Source organism: Lacibacter cauensis (assembly GCF_007830055.1).
GTDB lineage: Bacteria > Bacteroidota > Bacteroidia > Chitinophagales > Chitinophagaceae > Lacibacter > Lacibacter cauensis.
The window spans coordinates 312,547-331,581 of the sequence record NZ_VLLE01000005.1; the positions used below are offsets into that span (position 1 = coordinate 312,547).

Below are 19,035 nucleotides of genomic sequence, written 5' to 3' on the forward strand. Positions count from 1 at the left end.
TTAAAAATCCTGAAAAAAAGTACAATGAAACTTATTCAAACGATTATACCATCTTTATTGCTTTCGGCATTTATTGCAGCATCGTGCAATAAAGAATTAGAAACACATTCCCCCATCAGCAACGATCCTACCGTTCCTGCACAAATAACCGATGTAACTGTTTTGAACGGAAGTGGTAAGGCAACCATTTCTTACAAGTTGCCGAACGATCCGCATTTGCTGTATGTAAAAGCGGTGTATACCATTACAACAGGTAAACAGTACGAAACGAAAGCATCGTATTATAACAACTCATTGGTAGTAGAAGGTTTTGCAGATACACTGGAACATGAAGTGAAGTTGTATTCGGTAAGCCGTTCCGAAATACAATCGCAGCCTGTTACGGTAAAAATAAAACCGTTAACAGCACCAATCTGGGAAGTGTTCCGCAGTATTCAGATAACAGATGCGTTTGGCGGTTATAATCTTACAGCAGTTAATGCATCAAAGGCAAACATCTCCATTATTGTTACCAAGCCGAATGTGTTTAAAGAATATGAAATTGATAACAACAAAAGTGTATACACCAATGTAGACAGTGTGCTCTCAAAAGTTCGTGGATTAGATACCGGTCTTTATCGGTTTGGATTTTTAGTAGTAGACAGATGGGGCAATAAAACCGATACCATGTACAAGGTTATCAATCCTATTTTTGAAACACAGCTCGATCCTGCTAAATTTTCAAGCTTGGTATTGCCGGGCGATGCGCCGCAGGTAACCAATGGTGCTGCGTTGCAATATGCGTGGGATGGTAAGTTGGGTTGGCCTTACACAAGTTTCACCAACCAGGTGCCCGGTGGCAGTGGTCCGCACATGATTACGTTCAATACAGGAGCCTTGGCTAAACTCAGCCGTATCTGGATTCGTCCGTATCCGGAAGGGTCACGCTATTATTATCTCACAACCATGAAGCGTTTTGAAATTTATGGTTCAGATAATCCAAACCTCAATGGTGCATTGGATGCATCGTGGAAGCTACTCGGCTCGTACACGGTAAAGAAACCATCGGGCTTGCCTTATGGTACAGATGATGCCAACGATCAGGCAACTGCTGCTGCAGGTTTTAACTGGGAAATTGATTTGGCTGCACCGAAAGTAAAATACATCCGTATCCGTTGCCTCGAAAATTTTGCAGGCGGTACGGCACAAAGTATTAATGAGTTGAAGGTATATGGCGATACACGTTAACCACTTACTAAAAATTAAAACACATGCAAAAACAATATAAAAAGCTTTCTTTCATTGCCCTGCTGATGATGGCATTAGCCGCCTGTTCAAAGTGGGATGAATATAAAAAGTATACGCAAGCAGGAGAGGTGATCTACACAGGGAAAATGGATTCGGTAAAAACATATCCCGGTAAGAACCGTATAAAAATTACTGGCTTACTACCTGCCGATCCGAAAATTGCAAAATGCAAGATCAAATGGAACGACGGAAAGGATTCTGTTCTGTATGATATCACAAAAGGAACAGGCATCGACAGCTTCACTAAAATTGTTGCAATACCTGAAGGTATTTACAACTTTACCATTCAAACGTTCGATGCTGTTGGTAACAGCTCGATGAAGGTAAATGCAGCCGGTACTGCGTACGGATCAAAATATGAAAGTGGATTATCGAACAGGGTTGTAACCCGTGCAGAATTAATGCCTGGTGGTAAAGCCGAGTTGGCTTGGGATAACCTTGATGCAGCTTCGGGCGCATTAGGTACATGGGTGCGTTATACCAAAGTGGGAGATGTGGTTGATTCATTGTTTGTACCATTAACACAAAGCTTAACATCACTCGATAATTTCAAACCTGGTACTCCGGTCGTATTGCGTACACTGTTTTTGCCCAAGCCGAATTGTATTGATACGTTCAGCAGTGCTTCACTGAATGTAGGTGTGAAATACGAAATTACCAGTCAGTATTTATCGAACACAGGACCAGGTTTCCAACGTGCAACATTTGATGGCAGATGGGGAACACTCGCAGCGCCATGGATTACAAATGCAGCAGCTAAAAATAAAGGTGGCCTCTACGGTGGTTATTCTTCTGATGCCGGTGGAGTAATTAACTGGGAAACATGGAATAATACACCTGTTACCAATGGTATTGTGTACCAGACAACATCATCGCCGCTGCCTGCAGGAAAATATATTGTTTCGTTTGATGAGTACTCAGAGATACAGGCTAACTCAACTGTATACTGTGTAGCAGCAGCTGGCGACACTGGTATTCCTGTATTGGCGAATTTGTCTACTGCATTAGGTTATGTAGGAGCGTATAATGGAGCAAATATTGGCGCAACATCACCGAGCGCAACAGATACAAGAAGCTTTTCATTTACACTTACTGCGCCAACAGTCGTGTCTATTGGCTTCCTGGCAAATATTGTCGGCAATGGTAACCCGGGCAGTTATATCCAGATAAAACGAATTCAGTTATTCAGCACCAATTAAACGGTGCGTGTTTTAAAGATGTTGTTTAACAAGTAATAGCGATCTCCTGAATAGTTGTCTTTCAGAATATAAAAGGGAATAGATAAAAATTGAATCCGTCAACTATTGTTAGGGTCATAATCGACAGAAAGGCTCCATTGTTTCCACAAGGGGCCTTCTTTATTCAAAACATAATTTTAATAAACCAAAAGTGAAGTTGAAGAAAGTAGTTTGTTTGGCAGCAATGTTTTTTGTTGCAGCAATAAGTGAAGAATTGTATGCGCAAAAAAATAAACCGCAGTACAGCGATTCTGTTCCGTTCAATCCCATCATCCGTAATAAGTTTACGGCCGATCCTGCAGCACTAGTCTATAACGATACGGTGTATTTGTATACCGGTCATGATGAAGCACCGAAGGGTGAAGCACGTTATGTAATGCAGGAGTGGTTGTGTTATTCTTCAACCGATATGCTCAACTGGAAAGAACATCCATCGCCTTTGAACGTAAAAGCATTTGCGTGGGCAAAAGGCGATGCATGGGCTTCGCAGGTAATTGAACGCAACGGCAAATTTTATTGGTATGCAGCTGTTGAACATAAAACGATCGGAGGCAAAGCAATCGGTGTAGCCGTTGCAGATAAACCAACCGGACCATTTACTGATGCGTTGGGCAAAGCACTTGTTACAAACGATATGACGAAAGCCACATCAATCTGGTGGGATGATATTGATCCGACAGTGTATATTGATGATGACGGGCAGGCTTATTTATTTTGGGGTAATACAAAATGTTATTATGCGAAGCTCAAAGAAAATATGCTTGAGCTGGATGGTCCGATCCAGGTAGTAGAAGGCTTACAGAAATTCACCGAAGCGCCCTGGATTCATAAACGCAACGGCTGGTATTATCTTTCGTACGCTTACCAGTTTCCTGAAAAGATCGCTTATGCAATGAGCCGAAACATCAACGGACCGTGGGAGTACAAAGGCATTTTAAACGAAGTGGCAGCAAACAGCAATACCAATCACCAGTCCATTATTGAGTTTAAAAGCAAGTGGTATTTTATTTACCACAATGGTGTGCTGGCCGATCATGGCGGCTTTCACCGTTCTGTTTGTATCGATCGTTTGTACTACAATAAAGACGGAACGATGAAGCGTGTTGTAATGACGAGTGAAGGGTTGTTAAAAAGGTAGAACAATCAGCATTGCATACAATGTATGGTTACTTTTATTCAGCATTAGTAGTTATAAAATTTTAGATTGAAGAATTTATTATTAGCCGCTTGTTGTTTTTTGCTTTGCTCATTTTTTGCAGACGCACAAACCATCAGCTTCACGATTGATCTGAAACATACAGCACAAACCATCGAGAACATCGGTGCATCGGGTGCATGGTACAGCGAAGGCATCGGTAAGTACTGGCCTGCAGAAAAGAAAGAACGTATGGCTGAGCTGCTGTTCAGCAAAGGATTTGATGCAGCAGGTAATCCGTTGGGTATTGGTCTTTCTGCCTGGCGATTTAATATTGGAGGCGGAACGTTTGAGCAGGGCGACAGCAGCGGTATTCGTAATACATTCCGCAGAGTCGAAAGCTTTCTTTCACCTGATGGTACGTATGATTTTACAAAACAGCAAGGTTATATTTGGTTTACAAAAAAAGCTGTTGCTTACGGCGTGCAGGATCTGATTGCGTTCTCCAATACGCCTCCTGTACAATTCACAAAAAACGGTTTGGGCTTTCGCACACAAAAAGATTTTGTAACCAATTTAAGAGAGGATAAGTATAACGCCTATGCAGGCTTTTTAACAACCGTGCTGAAACATTTTGATGCAGAGGGAATTCATTTCAACTACATCAGCCCGGTGAACGAACCGCAGTGGGACTGGTCGGCTAAGTTTGGACAGATGAACCAGGAGGGATCGCCCTGGCATAATAAAGACATTTACAACATAGCTGTAAAACTCGATAGTGCATTAACAGCGCAACAACTCTCCACGAAAATTCTTGTTACAGAAGCTGCTGATTTATCGTTTTTGTACAGCGGTACCAATCATGCATCCAAACAGCTGCAACAGTTTTATGCCAAGGAAAGCAAATTGTACTTAGGTAACTTGCAGCATCTGCACAAAGTAATCGAGGGACATAGTTACTTTACCGATCATGGTGATGAAAACATCATCAACATAAGAAGAAAGTTAAACGATACTGCAACAAAATACAATGTTCCCTTCTGGCAATCGGAGTACAGTATGCTGGGCGATGGTTATAAAGAAGGATCGAAGGAACGCCGCTCAGCAATGGACTGTGCATTGTTTTTGGCAAAGATGATTCATCATGATTTTACAGTAGCTAATGCTACAGCATGGCATTTCTGGAATGCATGGGAGCCGGGCAGGAGTGATGCTGAGAGTCGTTACAACTTAATTGCTTTGAAGAATATTGCGGATCCGGCTATTGCCGATTATACCGTAACAAAAAATTTATGGGCCTTGGGGCATTACAGCCGTTTTGTACGGCCGGGTATGCAACGCATTGTTGCCGAACGAAACGATGGGTTAAGCCTTGTACAGCAGGCGCAGGATATGATGCTGAGTGCATTTGCAAATAAAAATACAGTAACGGTGGTGGTAATAAACTACAAAACTTCTGCTGCAAAAATTGATCTGTTGATTCCTGCTGTTAAAGAAGCAAAGCAGATCAAACGCTATACTACATCGGCAGAAAAAGGAGAGGAGATGAAGTATGCTTCGCAGCAATCGCTGTCGGGTATTGAACTAAGTCCCAGATCAATCACCACGCTGGTGATTGATCTGTAGACCTTCGTTTATGCAGTAACAACTGTTACATTCATTTCAGGCCGTTCCAGTAAAAAGGCACTCATGTCATCGTTCATGTCAAATCCTTTTTCTAATGTGCGGATGCTGATTCTCCAGTTGTCTTTTGGTTCGTATAAATTAAACTTGAGGTTGATCTTGCCCGGATTCTTCTTGATATTTTTTTCAAAGAAATCAACAATTTCTTCGGTAAGGAAACGTGGTTCAATATCAACAATCAACTGTTTGGTCATGGTGCGTTTTACTGTTTCCAGCAACAGCACCTGGTTGATCTTGAATTCGAAATCATCACTCTTGTTCCATCGTGTTTTAAATACACCCGTAATAAAAACCACAGCGCCCGGTGTAAAGTGATCTTTGAATTTTACAAAGTCTTCGCCAAACAATGCAAACTCGGTGTTGCCGGTATAATCTTCAATCATGGCAATGCCAAACTGCTTTCCTGTTTTGGTTACACGTTGCTGATGGCTGGTTACTAAGCCTGCTAATCGGAATGTCTGGAACGGATTTGCATGCAGCAGAATCGCTTCTTTAAACTCATTAAAGTCGGCAATGCTGGTGATTTTATAATGCTGTAATTCAAATTTAAAATGATCGAGCGGGTGACCACTGATGAAGATACCGGTGATCTCTTTTTCATGATCGAGCTTTTCGGTTAAAGTCCATTCTTCACAGTTTACAATCTTCGGCGTGGGAATTTCCATCATCATACTTTCGCCAAACAACGTGTTGGTATTGCTTTGCACATTGGCCTGGAAACGGTTGCCGAATGCAACAATGCGTTCCAGCGTATTCACCGTATCGCCCGGCATTACATGAAAATATTGTGCACGATGATATTCTTTAAAACAATCAAACGCACCGCCGTACACCAAACACTCCAGCGATTTTTTATTCACCGTACGTTGGTTTACACGCTTGATAAAATCAAACACGTCTTTATAGGGTCCTTTCTTTTCACGTTCTTCAATAATGCTTTCAATCGCCGCTTCGCCTACACCTTTTAATCCACCTAAACCAAAACGAATTTCACCGGCTTTATTTACTGCAAAACCATTTTTCGATTCGTTGATATCAGGCCCCAGTACTTTAATGCCCATGCGTTTACACTCTTCCATAAAGAAGGTGATTTTTTCAATAGCACCGGCGTTGTTTAACACCGCACTCATATATTCTCCCGGGTAGTGTGCTTTTAAATAGGCTGTTTGATACGCCACAAACGCATAACAGGTAGAGTGCGATTTGTTGAAGGCGTATTGTGCAAACGCTTCCCAGTCGGTCCATATTTTTTCAAGTTTGTCTGCAGGATGTCCTTTAGCTGAAGCACCTTCCACAAACTGTTTTTTCATTTTATCCAGTACGGCCTTTTGCTTTTTACCCATTGCCTTCCGCAATACGTCGGCATCACCTTTACTAAAGCCACCAATCTTCTGCGAAAGCAGCATCACCTGTTCTTGGTAAACAGTAATCCCATAGGTATCGGCTAGATATTCTTCCATCTCCGGCAAATCGTAACTGATGGCTTCTTTCCCATGCTTCCGGTCGATAAAGTTGGGGATGTAGGCAATAGGACCGGGGCGGTACAAGGCGTTCATCGCAATGAGATCGCTGAACTGATCGGGTTTCAGTTCACGCAAATATTTCTGCATACCCGGACTTTCAAACTGGAACGTACCAATGGTTGAACCTTGTTGATAGAGATGAAATGTTTTTTCATCGTCCAATGGTATATTATCAATTTCAATTTCTACACCATGATTTTCTTTGATCATCTGCAGCGCATTCTTGATGATGCTGAGGGTTTTTAAACCCAGGAAGTCCATCTTAATTACACCTGCTTCTTCAATAACACTTCCTTCAATTTGTGTTAACCACAACTCCGATTCTTTTGATGTACAAACCGGAATCAGATCGGTAAGATCTCTTGGTGCAATGATAATGCCTGCTGCATGGATACCGGTGTTACGAACAGAACCTTCAAGTATCTCTGCTTCATGTAAAATTTTTGCAGGTAAATCATCGCCATCATACACCTGTCGTATCTTCTTTACTAATTCTAACTCATCAGGACCTAATGCTTCTTTTTCCGTTAAACTTTTTTCGCCGGTCAATGGTGCATGCAATACACGCTTTAACGAAACACCCGGACGTTCAGGCACCAGCTTCGATAATGCTCGGCTTTCTGCCAATGGCAAATCCATTACACGGGCCACATCGGCAATACTACTCTTGGCGGCCATTGTGCCATAGGTGATGATCTGTGCCACCTGCGCCTTACCGTATTTATCCACTACATAGTCAATTACTTTTTGCCGGCCTTCATCATCAAAGTCGGTATCAATATCCGGCATCGATTTACGATCGGGGTTAAGGAAACGCTCAAACAGTAAATTGTATTTAATGGGATCGATGTTGGTAATACCTATACAATAGGCCACCACACTACCAGCTGCTGAACCACGACCGGGCCCAACGAATACACCCATATCTCTGCCCGCTTTAATAAAGTCGCTTACAATTAAGAAGTAACCTGCAAAACCCATTGTTTTAATGGTGAACAATTCAAAGTCGATGCGTTCACGGGTGGTTTCTTCAATTTCGCTGTAACGTTCTTTTGCGCCAATGTAAGTAAGATGTTTTAAAAATTCCCATTGGTTGAGGTTGGCATCGTCGTGTATCTGGAATTCTTTCGGAATGGGAAACGCAGGCAGCAGAATATCTTTCTTCAGGTTCAGTACTTCAATCTTGTCAACAATTTCATTGGTATTATCGATGGCTTCCGGCACATCGGCAAATACCTTTTTCATTTCAGCCGTACTCTTAAAATAAAACTGATCGTTCGGAAATGCAAAACGTTTGTTCTTCACATTCACATCATCATCACTAAACTCACGCAGGGCAGGGGTGCTTTGTTTTTCGCCGGTGTTGATGCAGAGTAAAATATCATGCGCATTAAAATCGGTTTGATCCACATAGTGCGAATCGTTACTGGCAATTACTTTTACATTGTACTTCTTTGCAAACTTCAGCAACACTGCATTTACTTTATCCTGCTCGGCCATGCCATGCCGTTGAATCTCCACATAATAATCCTGCTGAAAAATATTCAACCACCATTTGAACTCGTTCTCGGCATCTTCTTCACTTTTATTCAGGATCATTTGCGGTACCATGGCACCAAGACAGCAGGTAGTGGCAATCAATCCTTCATGATATTTATGAATGAGCTCTTTATCAATACGGGGATATTTGCTGTACATCCCTTCAATAAAACCAAGCGATGTCAGCTTTACTAAGTTTTTGTAACCCTGCTCGTTTTTTGCCAGCAATACCTGGTGAAAACGGTTATCCCGTTGTTCTTTACTGAACTGTTTTACATGCCTGTTTTCTACCAGGTAAAATTCGCAGCCAACAACAGGCTTCACCTTTAGTGAGCCATCTTCGTTTTTGTGCTTATAAGCTTCGGCTACAAACTGAAACGCACCAAACATGTTTCCATGGTCGGTAATGGCGAGGGCCGGCATTTCGTCTTTAATGGCCTTGTTGTATAAAGAACCGATGGAGGCAGCACCATCGAGCAGCGAATATTGTGTGTGTACGTGTAAATGGGAAAATTTGCTCATAGTCAGGCGTCAAATTTCGTTGTTCTCATTTGAAAAAACGCAGATAAGAAATCCACAAAATGAACGTTTTAGAAAAAGCAGGGGTGAAAATTTGTCAGCATTTCAGCAGTAACTTATCTTTAGACGATTGACGATTTGGCCTGTTTCTTGCTGAAAAAGGGCTGCATCGCTACTTTTGCGACCGTTGAAAGATTCAATACCACAATGAAACATTTGCTTACATATCTCTCAGCCATTATTCTGCTCAGCAGTTGCAGTATGGTGAAAAGTGTGCTTCAGCCAAAGCAGGCGGCTGTTTCGCAAGCGGCCAATCCGGAGCCTATGCCTGAAGTAAAGCCCGAAAATAAACGGGTAAAAGTGGGTGGTTCTTCTACAGTGAATAACAACAACGTTTTTCAAACCAAAGAAATCAGCAGCTACAGCAGTTCGCTTGAGCTGTTCTCCTTGCAACAATTTAAATATGCCATCCGCTTAGATGTGCCGGTGGAGGCATTGCAGAATAAATCGCTGTACAATCTTATCGACGAATGGTGGGGTACGCCTTACCGTTTGGGCGGCACTACACAACGAGGCATCGATTGTTCGGCATTTGTACAAACACTTATGTTTGGTGTGTTTTCGCTGCAGTTGCCCCGTACAGCAAGGGAACAAAAGGATATGACCACCTGGATACCTATGAGCGATTTGCGGGAAGGCGACCTGGTGTTTTTTAATACAAGAGGCAGCGTATCGCATGTAGGCGTATACCTGCACAATAATAAGTTTGTGCATGCATCCACTTCCGGTGGAGTCATGATCAGCGATTTAAACGAAACGTATTGGAGCCGCAAATTAATTGGAGCAGGACGGCTTGCAGGCACCACGCCACTTCCATAATCGTTATCTTTGCAAAGAGCTTGGCTTCAATTAAGTTGAAGCCTTTTTTATTTTATGTTGACAAAACGCATTATTCCCTGTTTAGATATTAAAGATGGCCGCACTGTAAAGGGCACCAACTTTGTTGATTTGCGTGATGCAGGCGACCCCGTGGAGCTGGGTGCTTTGTATGCACAGCAAGGTGCCGATGAACTGGTGTTCCTCGATATTACAGCCACTGTTGAAAAACGCAAAACCTTAAGCGAACTGGTAAAACGCATTGCCCGCCACGTCAACATTCCGTTTACAGTAGGCGGTGGCATCAGCACAGTAGAAGATATGAGTGTGTTGCTCAATTCCGGTGCCGATAAAGTAAGTGTGAACACCGCAGCGTTTAAAAATCCGCAACTCATCAACGATATTGCATTGGCTGCAGGCAGCCAGTGTTGCGTATTAGCGATTGATACCAAGAAAGAAGAAGACGGCGAATGGTATGTGTACCTCAATGGCGGCCGTACCAAAACCGATATAAAATGTTTCGATTGGGCCAAACAGGGTGTTGAATTGGGTGCCGGTGAAATATTGCTCACCAGTATGAACAACGATGGTACCAAGGCAGGATTTGCATTGGATATTACCAAACGGTTGTCGCAGGAGTTGCCGATACCTGTAATTGCCAGCGGTGGTGCAGGTGCCATGCAGCATTTTGCCGATGTGTTTGAACTGGCTTATGCCGATGCAGGCCTGGCAGCCAGTATTTTTCATTTCAAGGAAATCGAAATTTCAGATTTGAAGGCCTACCTGCAGCAACGGGGAGTTGCTGTAAGGGTTTAACTTTGCAACCAACAACGAACTTTTAACGTAACTAAACAACATACTTTGAAACCTCAATTCAGCAAATATCAGGACGGACTGATGCCCGCCATCATCCAGGATTATAAAACCAGCAAAGTGTTAATGCTGGGTTTTATGAACGAAGAAGCATTTAAGAAAACCGAAGAAGAAGGAAAGGTGACGTTTTACAGCCGCAGCAAACAACGTTTGTGGACGAAAGGTGAAGAGAGCGGTAACTTTTTAACCGTAAAACAGGTATTGCTCGATTGCGATCAGGATACATTGTTGATTAAAGCAGAACCGATGGGACCAACCTGTCATACAGGTGCCGATACTTGTTGGAGCGAAAAAAATCACAGTGATGACTTTTTATCGTATTTAGAAGAGATCATCGAATTACGCCGTAAAAGCACCGATGGAAAAAGTTATGTAAAAAGTTTATTCGATAAAGGCATTAATAAAATTGCACAGAAAGTAGGCGAGGAAGCAACGGAAATTATTATTGAAGCAAAAGATAATAATGAAGAGTTATTCTTAAACGAAGGTGCCGATCTGCTGTTTCACTTTATCGTTTTATTAAGGGCAAAGAATGTTTCTTTGCAGGATGTGATTTACGTGCTGAAACAGCGTCATTCACACGCAGGATAATTATATGAAAGCGATTGTAACAATATGTTTTTTAATGTGTGCTGTGCTGCAACTGCAGGCACAACAGTCTTTTGAAATAAAAGGAACCATCAGAGGTGCGCAGGAGAATGCGAAAGTAACTATACGTTTAGACAGCCCCGAAAGCAGGGCCTTGGCCGAATCAGTCATAAAGAAAGGAAAGTTTGAGCTGAAGGGCATTGTACCTGAAGCTGCTATTTATGTAGTAGCTGTTGATGGTGCTTCACAAAATCTTGGATTGTTTCTTGAAGGCGGTACGGTACAGGTAAACGGACATATTGATACGCTGGCAAGAGCCATCATCAAAGGCTCTGCTGTACACGATGAGTTTGTGCAGTTTCGTGCCGGCTTCGATCCTTATTTTATGAAGCTGGATCAGTTGGGCAGAGAACTGTCGAACCCGGCCATGCAATCGAAACAGGATTCGTTGTATAATCTCATCCGTAATCTTGCAACAGAAATCAATACACAGGCCGATGCCTATGTTGCTTCACACAATAATTCGGCAGTAACACCTTTGTTGCTTTATTTTACCTATAGCTTTTTTCAACAGGCTGAAGTGCTGGACACACGTTTTTCTCAACTTACAGCTGCTGCACAGCAAAGTTATTTTGGTCGCCTTGTTGGTGGCATTGTCAAAGAAAACCGAATTGGTGCAGTTGGTTACGAAGCGGTTGATTTTATACAAGCCGATACATCAGGCAATCCAGTTTCATTACAATCGTTCCGTGGCAAATATGTGTTGGTCGATTTTTGGGCAAGCTGGTGTGGTCCCTGCCGAATGGAAAATCCCAATCTTGTAGCAGCGTACAATAAATACAAAGCCAAAAACTTTACAGTATTGGGCGTATCGCTCGACAAGGATCGTGGCAAGTGGCTTGAAGCAATTGCAAAGGATGGATTAACATGGACACATGTGAGCGATCTTAAATTCTGGAACAACGAAGCTGCACGTATTTACAAGATCAGTTCCATTCCGCAGAATTTATTGATTGGTCCGGATGGCGTCATCATTGCCAAAAACCTCAGAGGCGAAGAACTGCAAATTCGCCTCGAAGAATTATTCAAATAATATTTCATACATGATAAAACAACTCTTGTTTGTTTGCAGCCTGTTTACAGTTGTTGCTGTAATGGCGCAGGATAAAAAAGTTATTGTAAACGGTAACCTGCCTTCTTACACCAAAAAGTATAATGTATTGCTCAGCTGGAATAACGGCAACGGTGCAGAAGAAGCAAAACTGGTGAATGGCAAGTTCACTGTTACGGCAGAAGTAAGCGGACCGATGCTCGCAACCATCAGCATTGAAGAAGCGAATCCTGTTCCCGGTAAAAAGTTTGACATGGCGGAGTACCGCAAAAACAATCTCACACTTTTTTTAGATGAAGGAACCATCACCATCACTTCAAAAACAGGATTGAATGATGCGGAAGTAAAAGGCTCTGCTGTCGTGAATGATTATTACAAATACCAGCAACAGACAAAAAGCTTAACCGAACTGGAAAACAAGATCGGCGATCTGTATTACGGTTACGGTCAGGCGAAGAACATGCAGGCAACGAATACGCTGATGGAAATGTTTAACCTGCATCAGCAATTGGTAAATGCCGAGCAATTAAAGTTTGTAAAGAATAATCCTTCATCGCCTATTGCCTTGTATATGGTTGAACAGGCGTTGGGCATGGATATGGATGCAGCGAAAGCTGAGCCGATGTTTTTATTATTGAGTGAACAGTTGCGTACCTCAGCTAAAGGAAAAGAACTGCAGGAAATGATTGAAGTAGGGAAGAAGTCGATGGTAGGTGTGACTGCTCCCGATTTTTCGCAACCCGATGCTGATGGAAAGATGATCAGTCTGTCTTCGTTTAAAGGCAAATATGTATTGATTGATTTTTGGGCAAGCTGGTGTGGACCCTGCCGTGCAGAAAGTCCGAACCTGGTAAAAGCGTATGAGCGTTTCAAGAATAAGAATTTTGAGATCTTCGGTGTGTCGCTCGATGAGAATAAAGATAAATGGCTGAAGGCGGTGAAAGATGATAAATACAGCTGGCCGCAGGCTGGTGATTTAAAAGGATGGGAAAATGCAGCAGCACGGCAGTTTGGTGTAATGGGCATTCCGTTTAACATGATCGTTGATCCGAATGGCGTAGTTGTAGCTAGAAACTTAAGAGGTGAAGCGTTGGAGAAGAAGCTGGAAGAAATTTTGAAGTAATAAGGTGCAAGGGACAAGGTTCAAGGAAGAAAATCTAAGACTAAGAATAACAGACCTGACAGGTTAAGCCATATTGTGTAGTGAGCCTTTAATTGGTTTTGCTGTATATGTTAACACAACCTGTCAGGTCGAGTGAACACTGTCAGGTTGAGTAAACAGAACTAAGAGGTAATTGCTATGCGAATTTTCTATTCAATCTTCATTTTGCTTTTTTGGATAACGTCCTGCAATCAACGAATAGAAATTGCAGGTCATTGGCGACCTGCAGATGCATTTCAAGAAACTCGTCATTTAAACATAGACACTCCACTTCCCAGAGATTTAGTACTCAATAGTGATTCAACTTTTATTTCCATAGGGCTGGATCGACAACCGAAGAAAACAGTAGGCTGGAGTAATGATGCTACACAAAAAGGTAAATGGAGTTTTGCTGGAGGTATTCTTTCCTTAACCTTTCAGGATGTTTCTTATCCCGTAAAGTTTAAAGTTTTAAAAATAACTAAAGAAGAGTTGATTATGGAAAGTGAGATGATGAAGGCTGTTGAACTGAGATTAATGCGAATAAGAAATTAGTTAACTGATCTGATAGATTAAACCTGACACAAAAATGAAGATCAACCTGAAATCAATATTTGGAAATAAAAGGACTTCGCCAGACAAGTCATCGGCTGAAAAGGTAGAAATTGTGCATGATAAGCATGTTGACTTTTACTACACTAACATTATCAATTCAATTATCCTCTACACTTTCGATGCAACTAAGTTAGAAGAAATGGCTCCGATTTTGATTGAACCTTTAACTGAGTTGTATGAAGAACTTGAATATGCATTTACGCCTGTCTGTTTTGAAACGGTTTTTAGACTTGGAGTAATTGATAGTACGTTTAAAAATGAATTATTAGAATTTAAAAAAGAGGTAGATAATATTCCAGCAGAAATTTGGGATTGGGAATTTATTGACAGCCACGAAACCTGGATAACTATACGAAACAAGGCTTATTTACTTCTAGAAAAACTCGGAGTAGCAAATCGGACTTACAATGACGACTTTACTACCATTTATGATAATGAAGGAAATATTATCAGAAAGGGAAAAAACTTTGGCAAATAACTTTTTTGCATAAGTAAGGAGCGTACTTCTCAGAATGTAAGTCTTGTTTATCAAATTAATTAAAAAGCCGATGTTCGTTTACGAACACCGGCTTTTCTTGTGCCTTGATTTTTCTTGAATCTTGTGTCTTTATTTCTTTACTTCGACGGTTGACTTCGGATCGAAGAACGCCTTGCTGTAGTTTACGCCCCACATATCATAACGCTTGAACTGAACGAGCAAACGTTTTTCAAAATCAGCTGCATTGCGTTTGTCTTTCGCTGTCCACAATACTTCGCTTAAAGCGGCAATACGTGGAAAGATCATGTACTCCACTTTGCTGGTATTGTTCATGTATTCGGTCCAAACGTTGGCCTGTGCACCACGCACATACTTCCACTGGCTTTCCGGTAACTCTTTCGGTATAGGTTCGTAGGTATATACTTTTTGTACCGTTGTAAAACCACCGATGGTTACTGAATCTTCATTCGCTGTTTGCTTATGATCGAAATACATGTGGCTGCCCGGTGTCATAATCACATAATGATTTTCTTTTGCTGCAGCAATACCACCTGCTTCACCACGCCAGCTCATCACCTGTGCATTCGGTGCTAAACCACCTTCCAGAATTTCATCCCAACCAATAATGGTTCTGCCTTTTGCATTCAGGTACTTTTCAATCCGCTGAATAAAATAGCTCTGCAGTTCATGCTCATCTTTCAGCTTCAGTTCTTTCATGCGCTTCTGGCAATTGGGGCATTGCTTCCAATGTGTTTTGGGGCATTCGTCGCCACCAATATGCACATATTTCGATGGGAAGAGTGCAATCGTTTCATCCAATACATTTTCCAGGAACTTGAATGTTTCTTCTTTACCTGCACAGAACACATCATCAAACACGCCCCATGTTTCCTGTACAAATTTTACACGGCCCTGTTGTGCTTCCTGCACCGTTTTCAACGAAACCATGTTTAACGGAATCGCTGTTGTTCTGTTGGGGAAACAGCTCAACCATGGATAGGCAGCAATCGCCGCACTGCTGTGACCGGGCAACTCAATTTCCGGAACTACTTCTACAAAACGGCTTTTTGCATAAGCTACTACTTCTTTAATTTCTTCCTGTGTATAATATCCTTCGTGTGGTTTGTTGTCGTTGCCTTTACTGCCCGGATAACGACCAATGAGCGTACCATTGCGTTTGCTGCCAATGCTTGTTAACTCCGGATATTTTTTGATCTCAATACGCCAGCCCTGGTCTTCGGTTAAATGCCAATGAAACACATTGAGTTTATGCAAGGCTAAATAATCAATATACTTTTTAATAAATGCAACAGGCTCGTAGTGGCGACCAACGTCGAGGTGCATACCACGGTATTCGAAACGGGCTTTGTCAAAAATTTCTACATACGGAATTGCAGCTGCATCTGTTTGTGCAACAGGCAACAACTGAATTAATGATTGCATGGCATGAAAAGCCGACTCGTTAAAATTGGCTTCAATACGCACACCGCTCTTTGTAACGTTTAAACGATAAGCTAAACCTCCGCCGGTAGGCATACGGGTAGAAACAAGGTTAATATCAGCCTTGCCTTTTGTTACCACAACTTCGGTGTTGTAATACTTTTTCATGTAATCGGCAAAGTAGTTGAACACAGCATCTGCTTCTTCGCTTTTCGGGAAGTTGCTGCTCCACGTGATTTTCTTTTTCAAGGCATAGGTGCCGGTTTGTGTTTGCTTCACTTCGAGCGGCTGCGGAATAATGTTGATGTTCTGTGCCGAAACTCCAAGTGTGCAACACGCAAGCATGATCGATAAAAACCTTTTCATCTGCTGGTTTGTTTTTTGTTTATAAGAGTAAATAGTTGACGTTTATTTCAAAACAGGCAGCACAATACTCGAACTGTTTTTTGCATCGTGCCAGATACTGATTTTGCTTTTGATATAATCTTTTGCATCGGCTTCATAAATATTTACAAACTGCTGCGGGTTACGATCCACCAACGGGAACCAGCTGCTTTGTATCTGTATCATAATGCGATGACCTTTTTGGAAAGTATGTGCCACATCAGGCAACTCAAATTTCACCTTCTCTACTTTGTTGGGTGTAAACGCCTGTGGCTTTTCAAAACTGTTGCGGAAACGTCCACGCATTACTTCGCCACGTACCAGCATTTGATAATCGCCCATGGGGTAAGAACCGCCGCCAAGTCTTCCTGCTGCTGTTGTTGTGCCGGGATAAGTAAAGTCGCTGGGGAATACGTCAATCAGCTTCACCACAAAATCGGCATCGGTTGTAGAAATGCTCGTGAGCAGATCGGCAATCACTGTTCCTGCAAGTGTAACATCATCTGTTAATACATCGGTTTGAAAACTCAATACATCTGTACGGCGGTTGGCAAAACGTTGGTCATCGGTCATGTATGCAATGGTTCTGCTGAAGTGTACATCTTCGGTATAAGGAACCGGCTTTGCAGGATCGCTGATATACTCTGTTGCACTTTTTGCAACCGTTGGTTTGTTCCAGCTCAATGCACCGTTTGGTTGCAGATACATCGGCGTCATTTGTACATTGGCTGCGGGCCATTGTGCAAAGTTGCGCCACTTGTTTTCGCCGGTGAAGAAGATCGTTGCTTCGGCTAATGATTCAACACTTGCTTTGCCTTCTAAATGATGCATAAAGAACGGCAGTTCTATTTCGTTTTGATAATAGGTTGACGTATTGCTGCCGAATTTCACATTGCCTAAACTGCTGCCATCGCCACGGCTCCATTGTCCGTGATACCAGGGCCCCATTACAATACGGTTGTTGTTCTTTGCTTTCTTTTCAATGGCTTCGTAAGTGCGCCAAGCACCAAAACAATCTTCTGCATCAAACAAGCCTCCAACAACCAATGTTGCCGTATGTGTCGGCACATGATCAACAAAGTTGCGGATGTTGCGGGCCTTCCACCAATCATCGTAGTTGGGATGTTTGTACATCTCCTGCCAGAATGCAATACTGTCGCCTAATAATTTTGCCAGTTGCTTGGTACTTCCTGCTTCTAAATAAAACTTGTACGCATCACGTGTTGGGAAATTAAAACCGGGCGAACCAACTGTTGTAGGCTTGGGGCGTGGTTTACCAAACGAAGAATAGAATGCAAAACCATCCATTTGAAAAAAGGCACCGTTGTGATGGAAATCATCGCCCATGAACCAATCGGTAACAGGCGCCTGCGGACTAACGGCCACGAGTGAGGGATGATTACTCAACGCTGCAATGGTAGAGTAGAAGCCGGGATAAGAAATACCGAAGATGCCGACCTTCTTATTGTTGTTGGGAATATTTTTTACGAGCCAGTCGATGGCATCGTACGTATCACTTGCTTCATCAAATTCAATTCCTTTTTTGTTGGGATTGAAAGGACGAACATCCACAAACTCTCCTTCACTCATCCAGCGGCCACGTACATCCTGCAGTACAATGATGTAATTGCGGCGCATGTAATAGCGCCAATGGTTATCCCAAAATGCACGGAAATTATTTTCGCCGTAAGGTGCACAGGAATACGGTGTGCGGTTCATTAAGATGGGATGTTGTTCGCTGTTATTTTTTGGAATGTACACAGCGGTAAACAACTTGATGCCGTCACGCATCGGGATCATGATTTCTTTTTTGATGTAGTTATCCCTGATCCACGCCGAATCCTGTTGATTGAGCGTTTGTGCAAAAACGGATGCTAAAAAAAATAAAAGTAAAATGGTTGAAAAGAGCTTTCTCATGCCGGAAACATTTAGGAGCGAAAGTTATTGATTTTGGGCGAAAGCAGTTTAGCCGTTGCTGTATTGTGCACAAACGGTTGCATGCAGTATTTAATCTGGCTGCGCTTTAATTGAGCGAAGCTGTTCCGGCACTGAAAGGTTGATCGGCAATCATATTCCACTTGCCCGGACTTAATTTGAGCAGTGAGATTTTTGAAGCAGTAAATGCTTCGTCAAAGTGCAGTTTTGCGAAATGCGCCCATGCTTTGTTGAAGTCGCCGGGTTTAATATCACGGTTGGCAATGGTTACATGCGGATGAAACGGACGATCGTCGGGTTGAATGCTGTTGTGAAACGGAATAATAAAATGATCTTCTGTAGCCTTGCGCAAACTGCCCAGCAAATGATTTTCTTCAACCGATGCAAAAATGACTTTGTTGCCAAAGTGCCCAAAGTGTTTCAAGTGAACAGTGAAAGGTTGAATGGATGTGACAAATGTATGCAAGGTTTCTATGAGCAATTGTTCCTGTCCATTTGCTAACCAAAACGGTGGAATGAGTGTGATGTGTGCTGCTGATTTTAAGGCAACGGTACAGCCAAACCGTTCACGCATCCATACTTTGTGTGCCTGTATTTTGCTGTCAATTTCAGGTGAACAAAGTACAGCGATGTAAAACATGCTATGTGTTGTTGCTTGGTTCATGTTTTA

The 19,035-nt window shown here is 42.3% G+C and carries 14 protein-coding genes and 1 pseudogene; 11 read left to right on the forward strand and 4 right to left on the reverse strand.

Annotated elements, in window-relative coordinates; genetic code table 11:
- The first annotated feature begins 24 nt into the window (after positions 1-24).
- From IQ13_RS15005 to IQ13_RS15020, 4 genes are all read left to right on the forward strand, one after another.
- The gene (locus tag IQ13_RS15005) at positions 25-1,227 is read left to right on the forward strand and encodes a DUF4959 domain-containing protein (RefSeq protein WP_144887226.1); all 1,203 of its coding nucleotides are present in this window, start codon (positions 25-27) and stop codon (positions 1,225-1,227) included.
- Positions 1,228-1,250: 23 nt separating this feature from the next.
- Positions 1,251-2,486 carry a DUF4998 domain-containing protein gene (locus IQ13_RS15010; protein WP_144887228.1) on the forward strand — a complete coding sequence of 412 codons (1,236 nt, stop codon included), beginning with the start codon at positions 1,251-1,253 and terminating at the stop codon, positions 2,484-2,486.
- 196 nt (positions 2,487-2,682) lie between these two features.
- Positions 2,683-3,663 carry a glycoside hydrolase family 43 protein gene (locus IQ13_RS15015; RefSeq protein WP_199758280.1) on the forward strand — a complete coding sequence of 327 codons (981 nt, stop codon included), beginning with the start codon at positions 2,683-2,685 and terminating at the stop codon, positions 3,661-3,663.
- A gap of 66 nt (positions 3,664-3,729) precedes the next feature.
- Positions 3,730-5,286, forward strand: a complete 1,557-nt coding sequence (locus tag IQ13_RS15020) for a glycoside hydrolase (RefSeq protein ID WP_144887230.1) — start codon at positions 3,730-3,732, stop codon at positions 5,284-5,286.
- Between the two features lie 8 nt (positions 5,287-5,294).
- On the opposite strand, the gene dnaE is transcribed toward IQ13_RS15020, so the two are convergent.
- A complete protein-coding gene (gene dnaE / locus IQ13_RS15025) occupies positions 5,295-8,927 on the reverse strand; it encodes a DNA polymerase III subunit alpha (RefSeq protein ID WP_144887232.1) in 3,633 nt (1,210 codons plus the stop codon).
- Positions 8,928-9,131: 204 nt separating this feature from the next.
- Between dnaE and IQ13_RS15030 the strand changes: the two genes are divergently transcribed.
- The 7 genes and pseudogenes from IQ13_RS15030 (at position 9,132) to IQ13_RS15060 (ending at position 14,606) form a co-directional block, all read left to right on the forward strand.
- A complete protein-coding gene (locus tag IQ13_RS15030) occupies positions 9,132-9,803 on the forward strand; it encodes a C40 family peptidase (RefSeq protein WP_144887234.1) in 672 nt (223 codons plus the stop codon).
- A gap of 54 nt (positions 9,804-9,857) precedes the next feature.
- Complete coding sequence (hisF, locus tag IQ13_RS15035; protein ID WP_144887236.1) at positions 9,858-10,616, forward strand: imidazole glycerol phosphate synthase subunit HisF; 759 nt, start codon at positions 9,858-9,860, stop codon at positions 10,614-10,616.
- 39 nt (positions 10,617-10,655) lie between these two features.
- A pseudogene (gene hisIE / locus IQ13_RS15040) lies at positions 10,656-11,264 on the forward strand (bifunctional phosphoribosyl-AMP cyclohydrolase/phosphoribosyl-ATP diphosphatase HisIE); the annotation flags it as partial.
- 4 nt (positions 11,265-11,268) lie between these two features.
- Positions 11,269-12,354 (forward strand): TlpA disulfide reductase family protein, encoded by a 1,086-nt coding sequence (locus IQ13_RS15045; protein WP_144887242.1) that lies wholly within the window; start codon positions 11,269-11,271, stop codon positions 12,352-12,354.
- A 10-nt stretch (positions 12,355-12,364) separates the two neighbouring features.
- Positions 12,365-13,495 carry a TlpA disulfide reductase family protein gene (locus tag IQ13_RS15050; protein WP_158637408.1) on the forward strand — a complete coding sequence of 377 codons (1,131 nt, stop codon included), beginning with the start codon at positions 12,365-12,367 and terminating at the stop codon, positions 13,493-13,495.
- A gap of 177 nt (positions 13,496-13,672) precedes the next feature.
- Positions 13,673-14,068, forward strand: a complete 396-nt coding sequence (locus tag IQ13_RS15055; RefSeq protein ID WP_144887246.1) for a hypothetical protein — start codon at positions 13,673-13,675, stop codon at positions 14,066-14,068.
- A gap of 34 nt (positions 14,069-14,102) precedes the next feature.
- A complete protein-coding gene (locus IQ13_RS15060; protein WP_199758281.1) occupies positions 14,103-14,606 on the forward strand; it encodes a hypothetical protein in 504 nt (167 codons plus the stop codon).
- 129 nt (positions 14,607-14,735) lie between these two features.
- On the opposite strand, the gene IQ13_RS15065 is transcribed toward IQ13_RS15060, so the two are convergent.
- From IQ13_RS15065 to IQ13_RS15075, 3 genes are all read right to left on the reverse strand, one after another.
- The gene (locus IQ13_RS15065; RefSeq protein ID WP_144887248.1) at positions 14,736-16,412 is read right to left on the reverse strand and encodes a beta-N-acetylhexosaminidase; all 1,677 of its coding nucleotides are present in this window, start codon (positions 16,410-16,412) and stop codon (positions 14,736-14,738) included.
- 42 nt (positions 16,413-16,454) lie between these two features.
- Positions 16,455-18,347, reverse strand: coding sequence for a CocE/NonD family hydrolase (locus IQ13_RS15070; protein ID WP_144887250.1), 1,893 nt, complete (start codon positions 18,345-18,347; stop codon positions 16,455-16,457).
- A gap of 106 nt (positions 18,348-18,453) precedes the next feature.
- On the reverse strand, positions 18,454-19,029 hold the full coding sequence (locus tag IQ13_RS15075; RefSeq protein WP_144887253.1) for a 2'-5' RNA ligase family protein: 576 nt from the start codon (positions 19,027-19,029) through the stop codon (positions 18,454-18,456).
- Positions 19,030-19,035: the final 6 nt, after the last annotated feature.

What these genes read in the sequence shown, in the direction of transcription:
- IQ13_RS15065 (WP_144887248.1), bottom strand. Translation starts at nt 16,412, where the DNA reads ATGAAAAGGTTTTTATCGATCATGCTTGCGTGTTGCACACTTGGAGTT.
- IQ13_RS15075 (WP_144887253.1), bottom strand. Translation starts at nt 19,029, where the DNA reads ATGAACCAAGCAACAACACATAGCATGTTTTACATCGCTGTACTTTGT.
- IQ13_RS15010 (WP_144887228.1), top strand. Translation starts at nt 1,251, where the DNA reads ATGCAAAAACAATATAAAAAGCTTTCTTTCATTGCCCTGCTGATGATG.
- IQ13_RS15060 (WP_199758281.1), top strand. Translation starts at nt 14,103, where the DNA reads ATGAAGATCAACCTGAAATCAATATTTGGAAATAAAAGGACTTCGCCA.
- IQ13_RS15055 (WP_144887246.1), top strand. Translation starts at nt 13,673, where the DNA reads ATGCGAATTTTCTATTCAATCTTCATTTTGCTTTTTTGGATAACGTCC.
- IQ13_RS15030 (WP_144887234.1), top strand. Translation starts at nt 9,132, where the DNA reads ATGAAACATTTGCTTACATATCTCTCAGCCATTATTCTGCTCAGCAGT.
- IQ13_RS15005 (WP_144887226.1), top strand. Translation starts at nt 25, where the DNA reads ATGAAACTTATTCAAACGATTATACCATCTTTATTGCTTTCGGCATTT.
- IQ13_RS15050 (WP_158637408.1), top strand. Translation starts at nt 12,365, where the DNA reads ATGATAAAACAACTCTTGTTTGTTTGCAGCCTGTTTACAGTTGTTGCT.
- IQ13_RS15045 (WP_144887242.1), top strand. Translation starts at nt 11,269, where the DNA reads ATGAAAGCGATTGTAACAATATGTTTTTTAATGTGTGCTGTGCTGCAA.
- dnaE (WP_144887232.1), bottom strand. Translation starts at nt 8,927, where the DNA reads ATGAGCAAATTTTCCCATTTACACGTACACACACAATATTCGCTGCTC.
- IQ13_RS15070 (WP_144887250.1), bottom strand. Translation starts at nt 18,347, where the DNA reads ATGAGAAAGCTCTTTTCAACCATTTTACTTTTATTTTTTTTAGCATCC.
- hisF (WP_144887236.1), top strand. Translation starts at nt 9,858, where the DNA reads ATGTTGACAAAACGCATTATTCCCTGTTTAGATATTAAAGATGGCCGC.